The 14,108-nt window shown below is 67.9% G+C and carries 14 protein-coding genes; 3 read left to right on the forward strand and 11 right to left on the reverse strand.

Going from position 1 to position 14,108, the window contains the following annotated elements:
- Positions 1-10: 10 nt before the first annotated feature.
- The 5 genes from A9Z05_RS06765 to A9Z05_RS06785 form a co-directional block, all read right to left on the reverse strand.
- Positions 11-1,549, reverse strand: a complete 1,539-nt coding sequence (locus A9Z05_RS06765; protein WP_069617403.1) for a sugar ABC transporter ATP-binding protein — start codon at positions 1,547-1,549, stop codon at positions 11-13.
- 12 nt (positions 1,550-1,561) lie between these two features.
- Entirely contained in the window at positions 1,562-2,338 is a 777-nt protein-coding gene (locus tag A9Z05_RS06770) for an SDR family oxidoreductase (RefSeq protein ID WP_069617404.1), read from the reverse strand.
- 78 nt (positions 2,339-2,416) lie between these two features.
- Positions 2,417-3,694, reverse strand: coding sequence for an L-fuconate dehydratase (locus A9Z05_RS06775; RefSeq protein ID WP_069617405.1), 1,278 nt, complete (start codon positions 3,692-3,694; stop codon positions 2,417-2,419).
- 23 nt (positions 3,695-3,717) lie between these two features.
- Complete coding sequence (locus tag A9Z05_RS06780; RefSeq protein WP_069617406.1) at positions 3,718-4,560, reverse strand: ureidoglycolate lyase; 843 nt, start codon at positions 4,558-4,560, stop codon at positions 3,718-3,720.
- Positions 4,561-4,617: 57 nt separating this feature from the next.
- Entirely contained in the window at positions 4,618-5,382 is a 765-nt protein-coding gene (locus A9Z05_RS06785; RefSeq protein ID WP_069617407.1) for an SDR family oxidoreductase, read from the reverse strand.
- Positions 5,383-6,049: 667 nt separating this feature from the next.
- On the opposite strand from A9Z05_RS06785, the gene A9Z05_RS06790 reads away from it, so the two are divergent.
- The 3 genes from A9Z05_RS06790 (at position 6,050) to A9Z05_RS06800 (ending at position 8,010) form a co-directional block, all read left to right on the forward strand.
- Positions 6,050-6,340 carry a DUF3331 domain-containing protein gene (locus A9Z05_RS06790; RefSeq protein ID WP_006484717.1) on the forward strand — a complete coding sequence of 97 codons (291 nt, stop codon included), beginning with the start codon at positions 6,050-6,052 and terminating at the stop codon, positions 6,338-6,340.
- Between the two features lie 169 nt (positions 6,341-6,509).
- Complete coding sequence (locus A9Z05_RS06795; RefSeq protein ID WP_069617408.1) at positions 6,510-7,496, forward strand: oxidoreductase; 987 nt, start codon at positions 6,510-6,512, stop codon at positions 7,494-7,496.
- A 214-nt stretch (positions 7,497-7,710) separates the two neighbouring features.
- Positions 7,711-8,010: a DUF4148 domain-containing protein gene (locus A9Z05_RS06800; RefSeq protein ID WP_050012329.1), complete on the forward strand. Its 300-nt coding sequence runs from the start codon at positions 7,711-7,713 to the stop codon at positions 8,008-8,010.
- 193 nt (positions 8,011-8,203) lie between these two features.
- On the opposite strand, the gene A9Z05_RS06805 is transcribed toward A9Z05_RS06800, so the two are convergent.
- From A9Z05_RS06805 to A9Z05_RS06830, 6 genes are all read right to left on the reverse strand, one after another.
- Positions 8,204-9,400: a TauD/TfdA family dioxygenase gene (locus A9Z05_RS06805; protein WP_069617409.1), complete on the reverse strand. Its 1,197-nt coding sequence runs from the start codon at positions 9,398-9,400 to the stop codon at positions 8,204-8,206.
- Between the two features lie 23 nt (positions 9,401-9,423).
- Positions 9,424-10,380 (reverse strand): alpha/beta hydrolase, encoded by a 957-nt coding sequence (locus A9Z05_RS06810; RefSeq protein ID WP_069617410.1) that lies wholly within the window; start codon positions 10,378-10,380, stop codon positions 9,424-9,426.
- Positions 10,381-10,437: 57 nt separating this feature from the next.
- Positions 10,438-10,926, reverse strand: coding sequence for a thioesterase family protein (locus A9Z05_RS06815; protein ID WP_048243371.1), 489 nt, complete (start codon positions 10,924-10,926; stop codon positions 10,438-10,440).
- Positions 10,927-10,936: 10 nt separating this feature from the next.
- The gene (locus tag A9Z05_RS06820; RefSeq protein WP_069617411.1) at positions 10,937-11,902 is read right to left on the reverse strand and encodes an L-carnitine dehydrogenase; all 966 of its coding nucleotides are present in this window, start codon (positions 11,900-11,902) and stop codon (positions 10,937-10,939) included.
- A 90-nt stretch (positions 11,903-11,992) separates the two neighbouring features.
- Positions 11,993-12,922, reverse strand: coding sequence for a 3-keto-5-aminohexanoate cleavage protein (locus A9Z05_RS06825; RefSeq protein ID WP_050012324.1), 930 nt, complete (start codon positions 12,920-12,922; stop codon positions 11,993-11,995).
- A gap of 60 nt (positions 12,923-12,982) precedes the next feature.
- Positions 12,983-13,936, reverse strand: coding sequence for a choline ABC transporter substrate-binding protein (locus tag A9Z05_RS06830; RefSeq protein ID WP_069617412.1), 954 nt, complete (start codon positions 13,934-13,936; stop codon positions 12,983-12,985).
- Positions 13,937-14,108 lie beyond the last annotated feature (172 nt).

Consider the following 14,108-nt stretch of genomic DNA (forward strand, 5'->3'; position numbering starts at 1 on the left):
ATCGGGACAATCAGGACAACACGGTCGACTCGCGCTGCGTCGCGAGCTGCATGATCTTTTCCTGCGTGGCGTCGGCCGCGCGCAATTCCCCGGTCACGCGGCCTTCGCACATCACGAGAATCCGGTGGCTCATGCGCAGCACCTCGGGCAACTCCGACGAGATCATCACGATCGCCTTGCCGTCGGCGGCGAGCGCATCGAGCAGCTTGTAGATCTCGCTTTTCGCGCCGACGTCGATGCCGCGCGTCGGCTCGTCGAAGAACAGGATGTCGCAGTCGCGCAGCAGCCACTTCGCGATCACGATCTTCTGCTGGTTGCCGCCCGACAGCAGCCGCGCGGGTTGCGCGACCGACGGCGTGCGGATCGCGAGCTGACGCACGTACGACTGCGCGGCATCGCGCATCGCGCGCGCATCGAGGAACACGCCGCGGCGCACGAAGCGGCGCATGCTCGACAGCGCGATGTTGTTCTGCACGTCCATCCCGACCGCGAGCCCGAAATGCTTGCGATCCTCGGACAGATAGCCGATGCCATATTTCACCGCGTCGGCCGGCGTGCGGATCGTCACGGGCCGGCCGTGCACGCGGATCTCGCCTGCATCGACCGGGTCCGCGCCGAACACCGCGCGTGCGACCTCGGTGCGGCCCGCGCCCATCAGCCCGGCGAAGCCGAGGATCTCGCCGCGCCGCAGCGTGAAGCCGACGTCGCGGATCGCACGGCCGCGCGACAGCCCGCGCACTTCGAGCGCAATCTCGTTCGTGGACGTATCGGGCGGTGTGCGGGTTTCCGCATCGAGCTGGCGGCCGACCATCATCGAGATGATCGTGTCCATCGACGTGTCCGCCATCGGCACGGTCGCGACGTACTTGCCGTCGCGCATCACGGTCACGCGATCGGCGATCTGGCGCAGCTCGTCCATCTTGTGCGAGATGTAGACGATGCCGACGCCGTGCGCGCGCAGGTCGCGGATGATGCGAAACAGCTCGGCGATCTCCGCGTTGTTCAGCGCGGCGGTCGGCTCGTCCATGATCAGCACGCGCGAGTCGAACGACAGCGCCTTCGCGATCTCGACCATCTGCTGCTTCGCGACCGTCAGCCGGCCCACGGGCGTGCGCGGGTCGAGATCGAGCCGCATCCGCTGGAAGATCGCGGTAGCGTCCCGATTCAGCCGGTCTTCGTCGACGAACACGCCGAAGCGGCCGCGCGGCTCGCGGCCGATGAAGATGTTCTGCGCGACGCTCAGGTGATTCATCAGGTTCAGCTCCTGATGGATGATGCCGATGCCGAGCGCCTGCGCGGCACGCGGGTCGGCGATCTCCACCGGGCGGCCGTCCATCCGGATCTCGCCCGCGTCGCGCGGATAAACGCCCGCGAGAATCTTCATCAGCGTCGACTTGCCGGCGCCGTTCTCGCCCATCAGCGCATGCACTTCGCCCGCACGCAGGTCGAAACGGCAATCGTCGAGCGCCTGCACGCCGGGAAAGCGCTTGCCGATGCCGGTCAGCGCGATCAGCGGCGGCGCGGTGTTCGGGTTCAGGTCGGGTTGCATCGCGCGCGGCCCTCAGCTGATCGCACGATCGAGATGCGTATAGCCGCCGTCGACGAACAGCCACTGGCCCGTCGTGTGCGATGCGCGATCCGACAGCAGGAACACCGCCGTATCGGCGATCTCGTCCGCCGTCGTGAAGCGCTGGCCGAGCGGCACCTTGCCGGCGATTTCCGCGACTTTCGCTTCGGGATCGTCGAAACCCGCGATCCAGTTCTGGTAGAGCGGCGTCATCACCTCCGCGGGAATCACCGCATTCACGCGCACGCCGTCGTGACGCAATGCAACCGCCCATTCGCGCGTCAGCGCGAGCTGCGCGCCCTTCGACGCGCAATAGCCGCTCGTGTTGCCCTGCCCGGTGACGGCCGTCTTCGACGAGATGTTGACGATCGCGCCGCGCGTCGCCTTCAGGTGCGGCACGCAGTAATGCGCGATCACGTAGTAATGGATCAGGTTGCGTTCGAGCGACGCGACGAACGCGTCGCGCCCGGCGTCGAGCCCGATGCTGTCGTTGATGCCCGCGTTGTTGACGAGGCCGTCGATGCGGCCGAAGCGCGCGACGGTCTGCGCGACCGCGTCGCGGCACTGCGCGTCGTCCTGCAGTTCGACGTTCATGCACGCGGCGCGCGGCTGCTTGTGCGCAAGTGCACGCCAGAACGCGTCGTCGGGCGCGTGGCGCGCGAACACTACGGGAATCGCGCCTTCGCCGGCCAGCCGCATCGAGATCGCGGCGCCGATGCCCGACGCGCCGCCGGTCACGATCACGACCCTGTCTTGCAGATTCAAATCCACTTCGCGTCTCCGTCGTTCATGTTGTCGCCGCGCGCGATGCGCACGCCGTGCGTCGCGCGCCGTCGCGCGTTGCCCTACTCACCCGCGGAACCGGTACTGCTCCAGCGATTCGGGCTTCATCTCGATCGAGAAACCGGGCGCCGTCGGCGGCATGTAAGCCGCGCCGCGCACCACGCACGGTTCGACGAAATGCTCGTGCAGGTGATCGACGTACTCGGTCACGCGCCCTTCCTTCGTGCCGGAAATGCAGACATAGTCGATCATCGACAGGTGCTGCACGTATTCGCACAGCCCGACGCCGCCCGCATGCGGGCACACCGGCAGCCCGTACTTCGCGGCCATCAGCATCACCGCGAGGATCTCGTTCACGCCGCCGAGCCGGCACGCGTCGATCTGCACGACGTCGATCGCACCGCGCGCGATGAACTGCTTGAACAGCACGCGGTTCTGGCACATCTCGCCGGTCGCGACCTGCACCGGCGCGATCGCCTCGCGGATCTTGCGATGCCCTTCGACGTCGTCGGGGCTCGTCGGCTCCTCGATGAACCACGGCCGCGCGAACGCGAGCGCGCGCACCCAGTCGATCGCCTCGTCGACTTCCCACACCTGGTTCGCGTCGATCATCAGCTTGCGGTCGGGGCCGATCACCTCGCGCGCGATCGTCACGCGGCGGATGTCGTCGGCGAGGTTCGCGCCGACTTTCAGCTTCACGTAGTCGAAACCTTCGTCCACGGCCTCGCGGCACAGCCGGCGCAGCTTGTCGTCGCTGTAGCCGAGCCAGCCGGCCGACGTCGTGTAGCACGGGTAGCCGTCGCGCGCCAGCGCGGCGATCCGCGCGGCCTTGCCGGGCGCCTGCCGGCGCAGCAGGTCGAGCGCTTCGTCCGGGCTCAGGCAATCGGTGAGGTAGCGGAAGTCGATCGCCCGCACCAGTTCCTCCGGGCTCATGTCGGCGACGAGCCGCCACAGCGGCTTGCCGACCGCCTTCGCCCACAGGTCCCACACTGCATTGACGACGGCGCCCGTCGCCAGGTGGATCGCGCCCTTGTCGGGGCCGATCCAGCGCAACTGGCTGTCCGACGTGACGTGCCGCCAGAAGCGGCCCATGTCCTCGCGGATCCAGTCGAGGTCGAGGCCGACGACGAGGTGGCGCATCGCGTCGATCGCCGCGCAGCAGATTTCGTTGCCGCGCCCGATGGTGAACGTGAGCCCGTGACCGGCGAGCCCGTCGCGGTCGGTTTCGAGGATGACGTAGGCCGCCGAATAATCGGGGTCCGGATTCATCGCATCGGAACCGTCGAGCTGGCGCGAGGTCGGAAAGCGCACGTCGAGGACGCGCATCGATCGAATGATAGGCATGGCGAACCGTCCGTTGAAGGGAATCAGGCCTGCACGGTGCGCTGGCGTTGCTCGCCGAGCCCGTCGATGCCGAGCGTGATCACCTGTCCGGCGCGCAGGTAGACGGGCGGCTTCTGCCCGAGTCCGACGCCCGGCGGCGTGCCAGTCGAGATCACGTCGCCCGGCTGCAGGCTCATGAAGCGGCTCAGGTAGCTGATCAGATGCGGCACGCGGAACACCATCGTCGCGGTCGTGCCGTTCTGGTAGCGGTGGCCGTCCACCTCGAGCCACAACCGCAGCGCGTGCGGATCGGGCACTTCGTCGGCCGTCACGAGCCACGGGCCGATCGGGCCGAACGTGTCGTTGCCCTTGCCCTTGTCCCACGTGCCGCCGCGTTCGAGCTGGTATTCGCGCTCCGACACGTCGTTCACCACGCAGTAGCCGGCGACGTGCGACAGCGCATCGGCTTCGTCGATATAGCGGCCGCCCTGGCCGATCACCACGCCGAGCTCGACTTCCCAGTCGGTCTTTTCCGAGCCGCGCGGGATTTCGACGTCGTCGTTCGGGCCCGAGATCGCGCTCGTCCACTTGCCGAACACGACGGGCTCCTTCGGCACCTCCATCCCCGATTCGGCCGCGTGATCCGAGTAGTTGAGCCCGATGCAGATGAACTTGCCGACGCGGCCGACGCACGCGCCGAGCCGCGGCGTGCCTCCGACGAGCGGCAGCGACGACGGCGGGATGTCGCGCAGCCGCGCGAGGGATGCAGGGGTCAGCGCGTCGCCGGCGATATCGTCGATCACGCCGGACAGGTCGCGAATCTGGCCTTGCGCATCGAGCAGGCCCGGCTTTTCATGGTGTTTGTCGCCAAATCTCAGCAGTTTCATAGCGTTGTCTGAATGGAAACGGAATGTGAATGGGGAGGCGCGATCAGGTCGACAGGGTCAGTTCGACCAGCCGCCGTCGATCAGGTGAATCGTGCCGGTGGTAAACGACGCTTCGTCGGACGCGAGGTACAGCGCGAGCGCGGCCACTTCGTCCGCGCTGCCGATGCGGCCGATCGGCTGGCGCGCGACGAACGCCTGGCGCACCTCGTCGGCGGACACGTGGCGCGTGCGCGCCTGGTCGGCGATCCGCTGCTCCAGCGACGGCGACTCGATCGTGCCCGGGCAGATCGCGTTGCAGCGGATGCCGCGCTCGACGAAATCGGCGGCCACCGCCTTGGTCAGCCCGATCACGGCCGCCTTGGTGGTGCCGTACACGAAGCGGTTCGGCACGCCCTTCACGCTCGACGCGGCCGACGCCATGTTGACGATCGACGCGCCGCCGGCTTCGAGCATCGCGGGCAGCAGCGCGCGGATCAGCCGGTACATCGACGTGACGTTCAGGTTCAGCGAGAACGCCCATGCGTCTTCGTCGCAATCGAGGATCGAGCCGTGATGCACGTAGCCCGCGCAGTTGAACAGCACGTCGAACGCGCGTTCGCTCGCGGCGAGTGCGGCGATGTCGGTCGCGTCGGTGACGTCGAGCCGCCGGGTGGCCAGCCGGCCGCCCGCGCGCGCGGCGTCGGCTTCGAGCCGCGCCAGCGCGGCTTCGTTGATGTCGGTCGCCAGCACGTCAGCGCCTTCGCTCGCGAACCGCAGCGCGGTCGCGCGGCCGATGCCCTGCCCGGCCGCCGTCACCAGCGCGCGTTTGCCCTGCAATCTCATGAGCACCTCTCCCGAAAAGGCGGCCGACAGTCGGCCGATTGGCACAAAGGACCAAAGGTCCAACCAATCATAGAAACGGATCGCGCGTTTGTCACGAAATTGGGATTCAGTATTTACCCAGGGCTGGTCAATCCGGGCGGCGCACGAGAATTCGGCGCGCGAGCGGCGCTTAAGTGCTGCTTCGCGATCCGCTCAAAACCCAATACCGGTGGGCTTTTCAGCCGATTCTGGCGCAACGTCCGGCAAGGCGGCCGCGCCAAACTGACAAAAAAGTCATGTTCGCGTCAGGGTGCCAACGGGTGCCGCACGCCATCATGGTGTTGCCGGACCGCGCTTCCGGTACATCGCCTCCCCGCCCGCTCTGGATCCCTGCGGGCACCTCCGTCCCCCGGCGATGTATCCCGTGACTGGGCGAGCAGACACGGTGCGCGGGCCGATTTTCCGCCCCGGGCTTCCCGTCCGGGGCTTTTTGTCTTTGGTTTTCCAAGAAAATAAGCGTGGATTGTTTCTAAATCGGCAAAAGGTAATTCGAGCCGGACAGGATGTTTTTTCCGGTCACAGACGCTTACATTTAGCGCACCACTCATGGAAACCGCTACGGATTCGCCATCGGGTAGTGACATCCACTGCCACGGCCGAAACCGCACGAGCTTTAGGAAACGGCAAAATGAAGGCCTCCAAATCCCTGCCTGCGCTCGATCCCGCCGACGTCCACGTCGAAATCCTCGAACGTTCCGATACGCTGCTCGTCGTCCGCTGGGTCGAACCCGGCCGCTGTCACTACGGCGAGCAGCGCTGGCGCCGTCGCTTCGCGCAGCGCACCGGCACCTGCGCGCTGTCGCGCCAGGTCATTCACCGCGGCGACGAAGTGTTCCGCCCGGCCGAGCGCCCGGCCCCCGCGAACGCTGCCGCCATGATTTCCGCCGCCGAGGTGCTCGCGCTGGCGGGCAGCAGGTAACACGCGCCGGTCCTGCGCCGGGCTTGCGACGCCACGCCCTAAGCCACAAACCCTAGAAGCGCCGGTCTAATTCCCCCGCTTGTCTGCTCCGTCCGCCCGCACTATCGTTACACCGATCAATGTAACGATTAAGTGCCGCGGCCGACCGGCCGCGCCGATGGAGGCAGACATGCATGCATGGAGCGCGCGCCACGTCCCGGCGCAAGGCGGCAAGGTCGCGATCGTGACCGGCGCCAACAGCGGGCTCGGCTGGCATCTCGCGGAAACGCTGGCGGCGAAAGGCGCGACGGTCGTGATGGGCTGCCGCGACGCCGCACGCGGCGCGCAGGCTGCCAACGCAATCCGCCGGCTTCATCCTCATGCACGCGTCGAAGTCGATCTGCTCGACCTCGCCGATCTCGCGTCGATTGCACGCTTCGCGGCCGACGTCGGCGAACGCCACGGCCGCGTCGACATCCTCTGCAACAACGCCGGCGTGATGTTCCTGCCGCTGCGGCACACGCGCGACGGCTTCGAGATGCAGTTCGGCACCAACCACCTCGGCCATTTCGCGTTGACCGGCCATCTGCTGCCGGCGCTGCGCGCCGCGCACCGGGCGCGCGTCGTCACGATGTCGAGCGGCTTCAACCGCGGCGGCCGGATTCGCGTGGACGACCTGCGTGCCGCGCAGCGCTACAACCGTTATCTCGCCTACTGCGACAGCAAGCTCGCGAACCTCGTGTTCGCGATCGAGTTGCAGCGCCGCTTCGCGCGCGCGGCGTTCGCCGGCATCAGCGTCGCCGCGCATCCCGGCTATGCGGCGACCAACCTGCAGTTCGCGGGCCCGGCGATGGACCAGTCGCCCGCCCGCGCCGCGCTGATGCGCGCCGCGAACCGTTATCTCGCGCAGCCGGCCGACCAGGGCGCGCTGCCCGCGATTCATGCGGCCACGTCGCCCGATCTGGCCGGCGGTGCATACATCGGTCCGTCCGGCTGGTTCGAATCGCGCGGGCTGCCGGCGCCGGCGAGCGTGCCGCGCGCGGCGCGCAGCGTGGCGGCCGCGGCGCTGCTGTGGGAAGCGTCGGAGGCCGCGACGGGCGTGCGCTTCCTCAGCGCCGGCGCGCCCGCCGGACGTGCGCCGGGCCGGCCGTTCGATACGGCGGCGGAAGTGCGCTGAGTCGTGCGCCGGCGATCGCAACATTCTTCACACTTATTGCGCAGCCCGAAAAGAAAGCCCGTTGAAAGACTGATGCGCCGCCGCACTGTTACCGGCCAGGAAACAATTTATCGTCAAAATCAGCGTTTACCCTGAACACGCCGGTGACTAAGATTTGATCAATCGCTCAAGACATGGTGTCGGGAGCGAACTCAATAAAACACCGGAGGTCACCATGAAATCGCTCGTTTCCGCAGTCGTTGCCGCTGCCGCCCTGTCCGCTTCGTTCGGCGCATTCGCTCAAAGCACCGTGACGCGCGCTCAAGTGCGCAACGAACTCGTCCAGCTCGAACAAGCCGGCTACAAGCCGGGCGTGTCGAGCCCGTACTACCCGAACGACATCCAGAGCGCCGAGGCGCGCGTTCATGGCGCGGACACCAGCGGCTACGGCGCGCAACCGGCCCCGCTCGTCCACTCGGGCGCGCCGGCAGCCGCTTCGTCGAACGCACGCGACTCGATCTTCTTCGGCCAGTAAGCCGATGCGCCCTCGGCGGGCGCCGCGCGTCGCGCGATGAAGTCACGCAGTCCGGACGAGCCCCCTTCGCGGGGCTCGTCTGTTTTGTGAAACGCATACCTCCGCCGCCCGGCAGCGGGTGGCTTCGCCCGGGCGCATCGCGTCCGGGTGCTTTTTCCCGACGAGGGATGCGTGAATGCGCGGCGGGTGTCGATCAGCGCGCAGCGTCGGCCGGCGCCGCCCGCGACAACACGCGCCACCGCGACAGCAATTCGTCGCGATCGACGTAGCAGCCCTGCAAGTGCCGGCGGCCCGTCGACGGATCGAACTCGGTGCGCGCATGCAGCACGCGCCGGTTGTCGAAGGCCCACATGTCGCCGGCCCGCAGCCGGCGCTGCACGCGAAAGCGCGGCTCGCGCGCGAGCGCGAGGAACCGCCGGTACGCGCGATAGACCGCCGCGACCGAGCCGGCCGGCGCATCGAGCGGCCCGCGCAGGAAGTTCGCGACACGCACTTCCGTCACGTTGCCGCGCGCATCGCGCCCGATCACCGGCGCCGAACAGCGGTAGTCGCTGTTCGCGCTCTTGTTCCAGAACTCGAACGGCGTCGATGCGAGCTGCTCGAAATCGTCCGGATGTTCGCGCCGCAGCGCGTCCGCGAGCGCGAAGCCGTCGAGGAAGATGCTGTCGCCGCCCGTCGCGTCGTTCGCGAGGCAATGCAGGAACTGCACGCCCGGCTGCAATTCGCGCGTCGGCAGGTCGGTATGCGGCGGAAGATTCAGCGACGTATACGCATTGCTGTCCGGGCGCGGCTTCGATTCGACGTCGAACAGCACGCCGAAATTGCTTTCGCGGATCAGGCCGACTCGGCGCGCGACCTCGTCGACGCGGCCGCGCTCGGCCGGCACGCCTTCGACGAGCGTGAGCCCCGTGCGCTGCAACGCGCCGAGCCACGCGAGCAATGCGTGATCGTCCTCCATCACGTCGCGCCACGCGAACACGCCGATCGCCGTCGCATCGTCGCCGGTCCATACGTGCCGCCCGTGCGCGGCCACGCGCTCCGCGCGCGACGCGTCATCGTATGCATGCGCACGCAACCAGCCAGGCGACCACGCGCTCCGGTGTCCGTCGTTCCATTCGACATGCAGCGCGCCGTCGGTTTCGACGTGCACGGTGAGCGCGGACAGATCCTCGCGCGCATCGGCGATCTCGAACACCTGTTCGCGTGTAATCGCATGCACGCACGCGGAACACGCGCAGTTGTCGCGCAGCCAGTCGAAATGGAACGGCGATCGTCGCGCGTCGCTCCACTCGACCTCCACCACGCCATCGCCAATCGTCGCCGCCGCGATCGCCGCGTCGGCCGAAAACGTCCGCCAGTCCTCGATACGGTGTTGCGCTGCCGCCTGCATCGTTGCCTCCCGGAAAACGCCCGCTACGCGTGTGGAGCGAGCAAGAACCTGCCGACCGTCCGGTGCATGCGCGCCGCCTGCGGGCTCGTCCCGAGCGCGCGCCAGCAGCCGTGCACCAGCCCTTCTCCCATCCAGTAGCGCGCGACCCCGCCCGCCGCGCGAATCCGTTCGACGTACACGCGCGCATCGTCGCGCAGCGGATCGTGTTCCGCGCCGATCGCCAGCACCGGCGGCAAGCCGTCGAAACGCCCGGCTTCGAGCGGCACCGACGCGCGCAACAACGGGTTGCCGTGTCGCAGCACGTCGGACAAGTCACCATCCCAGTACAGCGCGCGATAGCGATGCACGTCGTCGAGCGTCAGCATCGGCGCGTGCGCTTCCGTTTCGCGCGCGGGCGACTGCGGTTCGAAACCGAGCATCGGATAAACGAGCGCGATGCCGTCCACGCTCCCTTCGCCCGCATCGCGCAGCGCGGTCGCCACCGCCGCCGCGAGCATCCCGCCCGCGCTGTCGCCCGCGAGCGTCAGCGGATGCCCGCACGGCCCGAACGGCCAGCGTGCATCGCGCGCGGCACGCGTGACTTCCACGCAATCTTCAAGCGCGGCCGGCGCACGGTGTTCGGGCGCCAGCCGATAGTCGACCGCGATCACGTCGAGGCCCGTATCGGCCGCCAGTCGCGCGGTGATCAGCGCATGGCTGTCGAGCGAGCCGACGACGAAACCGCCGCCATGAAAAAACAGCACCGTGCCGCGCGACGTGCCGGGCGCGGACGTATAGCGCCGCAGCGCGATCGCGCGGCCGTCCCGCGCGCGCCACACGGCGTCCTGCTGCACGATGCCGGCCGGCAGCGCAGCCGGCGTCCATTCGGCCGCGAAGCGGTCGTACAGGCGGCGCTGCTCGTCGGGCGAACGCGCCGCCGCATCGGCCGGATACCACGCGTCGACGGACGCGACGAACGCCGCGATTTCCGGTTCGAGCATCGTGTGCGCTCCGCGGTCGAAGATCGAAGGTAGAAGATCGTGAAACGAAGCGCGCCGCTAGCGGCGCGGCGGCAGCCCGATCACGCGGCCCGCATAAGCAGGCGCCGCGCAATCGCGCTGCAACGCATGCAGTTCGGCCACCCGCGCGGCCACGTCGTCGTCGAACGGCGCCGATTTCGCACCGTCGCGCGTATCGACGTGCAGCAGCATCTGCTCGCTCGCCGATACCGCGTCGTCATGCCCGTCGGCGAACAGTTCGAGATACAGGTGCAGCCGCTTCGCGTCGTGCGCGAGCACGCGCGCATCGACGCGCACCGGCGTGCCTTCCTTGATCTCGTGCAGGTAGTTCACGTGCGCTTCGAGCGTGTAGACCGAGCGCCCCCGTTCGCGACGCGCGGCGTCGTCGAGGCCGATGCGATCCAGCAACGCATCGGTCGCGAAGCTGAAGATCAGCAGGTAGAACGCATCGCGCAGGTGGCCGTTGTAGTCGACCCACTCCGGCCGCACCACGTCGCGGTAAATCGTCAGCGGGGTATCGCCCGTCATCGCCTGTCCTTTATTCGTCGAATCGCATCCCGTGCCGCGCCTTCACCGCGGCGATCGATTTCAGCACCTCGGTGATGCACTCGTCGCGATAGCGTTCGAGCGCCTTGATGCTGCGCGTGCCCTGCTGTTCGGTCGTGCCTTCGACGACTCGGTCGATCAGTGCGTCGGTGAGCGTCGGCGCGACCAGCTTCGTCCACGGCAGTTCGAGCGCAGGGCCGAATTGCTGCATGAAGTGTCGCATGCCCGCGTCGCCGCCGGCCAGCGTGTAGGTCAGGAACGTGCCCATGAACGACCAGCGGATCCCCGCGCCGAAGCGGATCGCATCGTCGATCTCGCCGGTCGTCGCGACGCCTTCGTTGACGAGATGCAGCGCCTCGCGCCACAACGCCTCGAGCAGACGGTCCGCGATGAAGCCCGGCACTTCCTTGCGCACGTGCAGCGGCCGCATGCCGAGCTTGCGATAGACCTCCATCGCGCCCTCGACCGCTTCCGGCGACGTGCGCGCGCCGCCGAGCACCTCGACGAGCGGCAGCAGGTAGACGGGGTTGAACGGGTGGCCCACCACGCAGCGCTCCGGATGCGTGGCCCGCGCATAGAAATCGGTCGGCAGCAGGCCCGACGTCGACGACGCGATGATCGCGTCGGGCTTCGCCGCGCGGCTGATCTGCTCGTGCAGTTCGAGCTTCAGCGCCTCGCGCTCGGGCGCGCTTTCCTGGATGAAATCGGCGTCGGCGACGCATGCCTCGATCGTCGACACGAACCGCAGCCGCGCGGGATCGGCGCCCGGCGCGAGGCCGACGCGTTCGAGCGCGGGCCACGCGTTCGCGACGTTCGCGCGCAGCCGCGCTTCGGCGCCCGGCGCCGGGTCCCACACGACCACGTCGAGACCGTGCGCGAGCGCGCGGGCAATCCATCCGCTGCCGATCACGCCGGTGCCGATCGCGGCAAACGTGTTGATGTCGGTCTTCACAGCCATGTCAACGCATCCTTCGAATCAGGGGAAATCGGTGGGCGGCCGCGCGTGCGCGCAGGCCACCCTGTCATGTCAGTCAGTCGGTGAAAAAATTCACGCGAATTCGGCGAGCGCGCGACGTTCGAGCGGACGTTCGCCGCGCGCCGGCAAGCCGAGCTTGCGGCGGCCTTCGGCCGGCGTCAGCACGCGGCCGCCGAGGCGTTCGACGATCTCGCGGGCACGCTCGACGAGCGTGCCGTTGGTCGCATGCACGCCGCGGTCGAGCCAGATGTTGTCCTCGAGGCCGACGCGCACGTGGCCGCCGAGCAGCATCGCCTGCGCGACCATCGGCATCTGCATGCGGCCGATCCCGAAGCCGGCCCAGTGCGCGCCCGGCGGCAGGTTGTCGACCATCGCCTTCATCGTGCCGGTATCGGCCGGCGCGCCCCACGGAATGCCAAGGCACAGCTGGAACAGCGGCGGATCGTCGAGCAGCCCTTCCTTGAGCAACTGCTTCGCAAACCACAGATGGCCCGTATCGAAGATCTCCAGTTCCGGCTTCACGCCGAGTTCCTGGATCCGTTTCGCGCCGGCACGCAACTGCGCGGGCGTCGACACGTAGATGTAGTCGCCGTCGCCGAAATTCAGCGTGCCGCAGTCGAGCGTGCAGATTTCGGGCAGCAGTTCCTCGACGTGCGCGAGACGCGTGAGGCCGCCGACGAGATCCGTGCCCTTGCCGAAGCGCATCGGGTCCTCGCCGGGGCCGATCTCGAGATCGCCGCCCATGCCGGCCGTCAGGTTGATGATCACGTCGACGTCGGCCGAGCGGATCCGGTCGACCACTTCGCGATACAGGTTCGGGTCGCGGCTGCCGCGCCCGGTCTGCGGATCGCGCACGTGGCAGTGGGCGACCGTCGCGCCGGCCTTCGCGGCTTCGATCGCGGCGGCCGCGATCTCCTTCGGCGTGACCGGAATCGCCGGATGCTTGCCGACCGTATCGCCCGCGCCGGTCACGGCACAGGTGATGATGACTTCGTGATTCATGCTGGATGCCTCGCTTGATTCGGGTTGTGTCGCATTGCTGATAGCGTATGGGCGCGGCCGTTACAGGCCGAGATACGCCTTCACGGCAGGCAGGCCGTCCTTGCCGTCGAACGTCTTGACGCCCGCGAGCCATGGATCGAGCACCTGCGGGTTCTTCTTCAGGTACGCCTTCGCGGCATCGGCCGGCTTGGTCTTGTTCATCACCGTCTGCATCAGCTGGTTCTCGAGCTGCGTCGAGAAGCGCAGGTTCGTCACGAGCTTGCCCGCGTTCGGGCAGCGCGCGATGAAGTCGGGCGCGGTCAGCGTGTACACGCGCGCTTCGCCGTAGTTCGGGCCGAACGCCGCGTCGCCGCCGGACAGGTAGTTCATGCTGAGCTGGATGTTCATCGGATGCGGCTCCCAGCCGAGGAACACGACCCACTTCTTCTCGCGTGCCGCGCGCTCGACCGTCACCAGCATCCCGGCTTCGCTCGATTCGACGAGCTTGAAGCCGCCGAGCCCGTACTGGTTCGTGTCGATCATCTTCTGGATCGTCGCGTTCGCGCTGCTGCCCGGCTCGATCCCGTAGATCTTGCCGTCGAGTTCCGCGCGGTGTTTCGCGATGTCGTCGAAGGTCTTCAGGCCGGCCTGGTATGCGTAGCTCGGCACCGCGAGCGTCGCCTTCGCACCGGACAGGTTCGGCGGTTCGACGACGTTGATCGACTTGCTGTCGAGGAACGGTTGCAGCTGCTTCTGCTGCACCGGCCACCAGTAGCCGAGCGACACGTCGAGCTGCTTGCTCTTGAGACCGGCGAACGAGATCGGCACCGACGCGATCGTCGTGGTCGGCTTGTAGCCGAGCGCCTCGAACACGGTCGACGCGAGCGCCGTGGTCGACGTGATGTCGGTCCAGCCGATATCCGCGAAACGCACGGTGCGGCAGGTCGCGGCCTCCGTCTCGGCCAGCGCGGCTTGCGTGAACGCGCCGGTCGCCAGCACGGCCGCGGCAAGCGCGGCGATCTTCGTCGACTTCATGGTTCGGTTCCTCCCGGTTGGTCTCGCGGCAGCCGGTGCGCGGAGTGTGCGCCGGCCTGCATCGTGGGAGTAAAAGTAACGAGCCATATTCGCCGCGAGAAGACCGGCGGCGACCTGTTCTTGCCTGTTTGCGACTATGAGTGGAAACCACTAGATTTCGTCTGAGGCTTGA

It is taken from the genome of Burkholderia sp. A2 (assembly GCF_001729305.1).
Classification (GTDB): domain Bacteria; phylum Pseudomonadota; class Gammaproteobacteria; order Burkholderiales; family Burkholderiaceae; genus Burkholderia; species Burkholderia sola.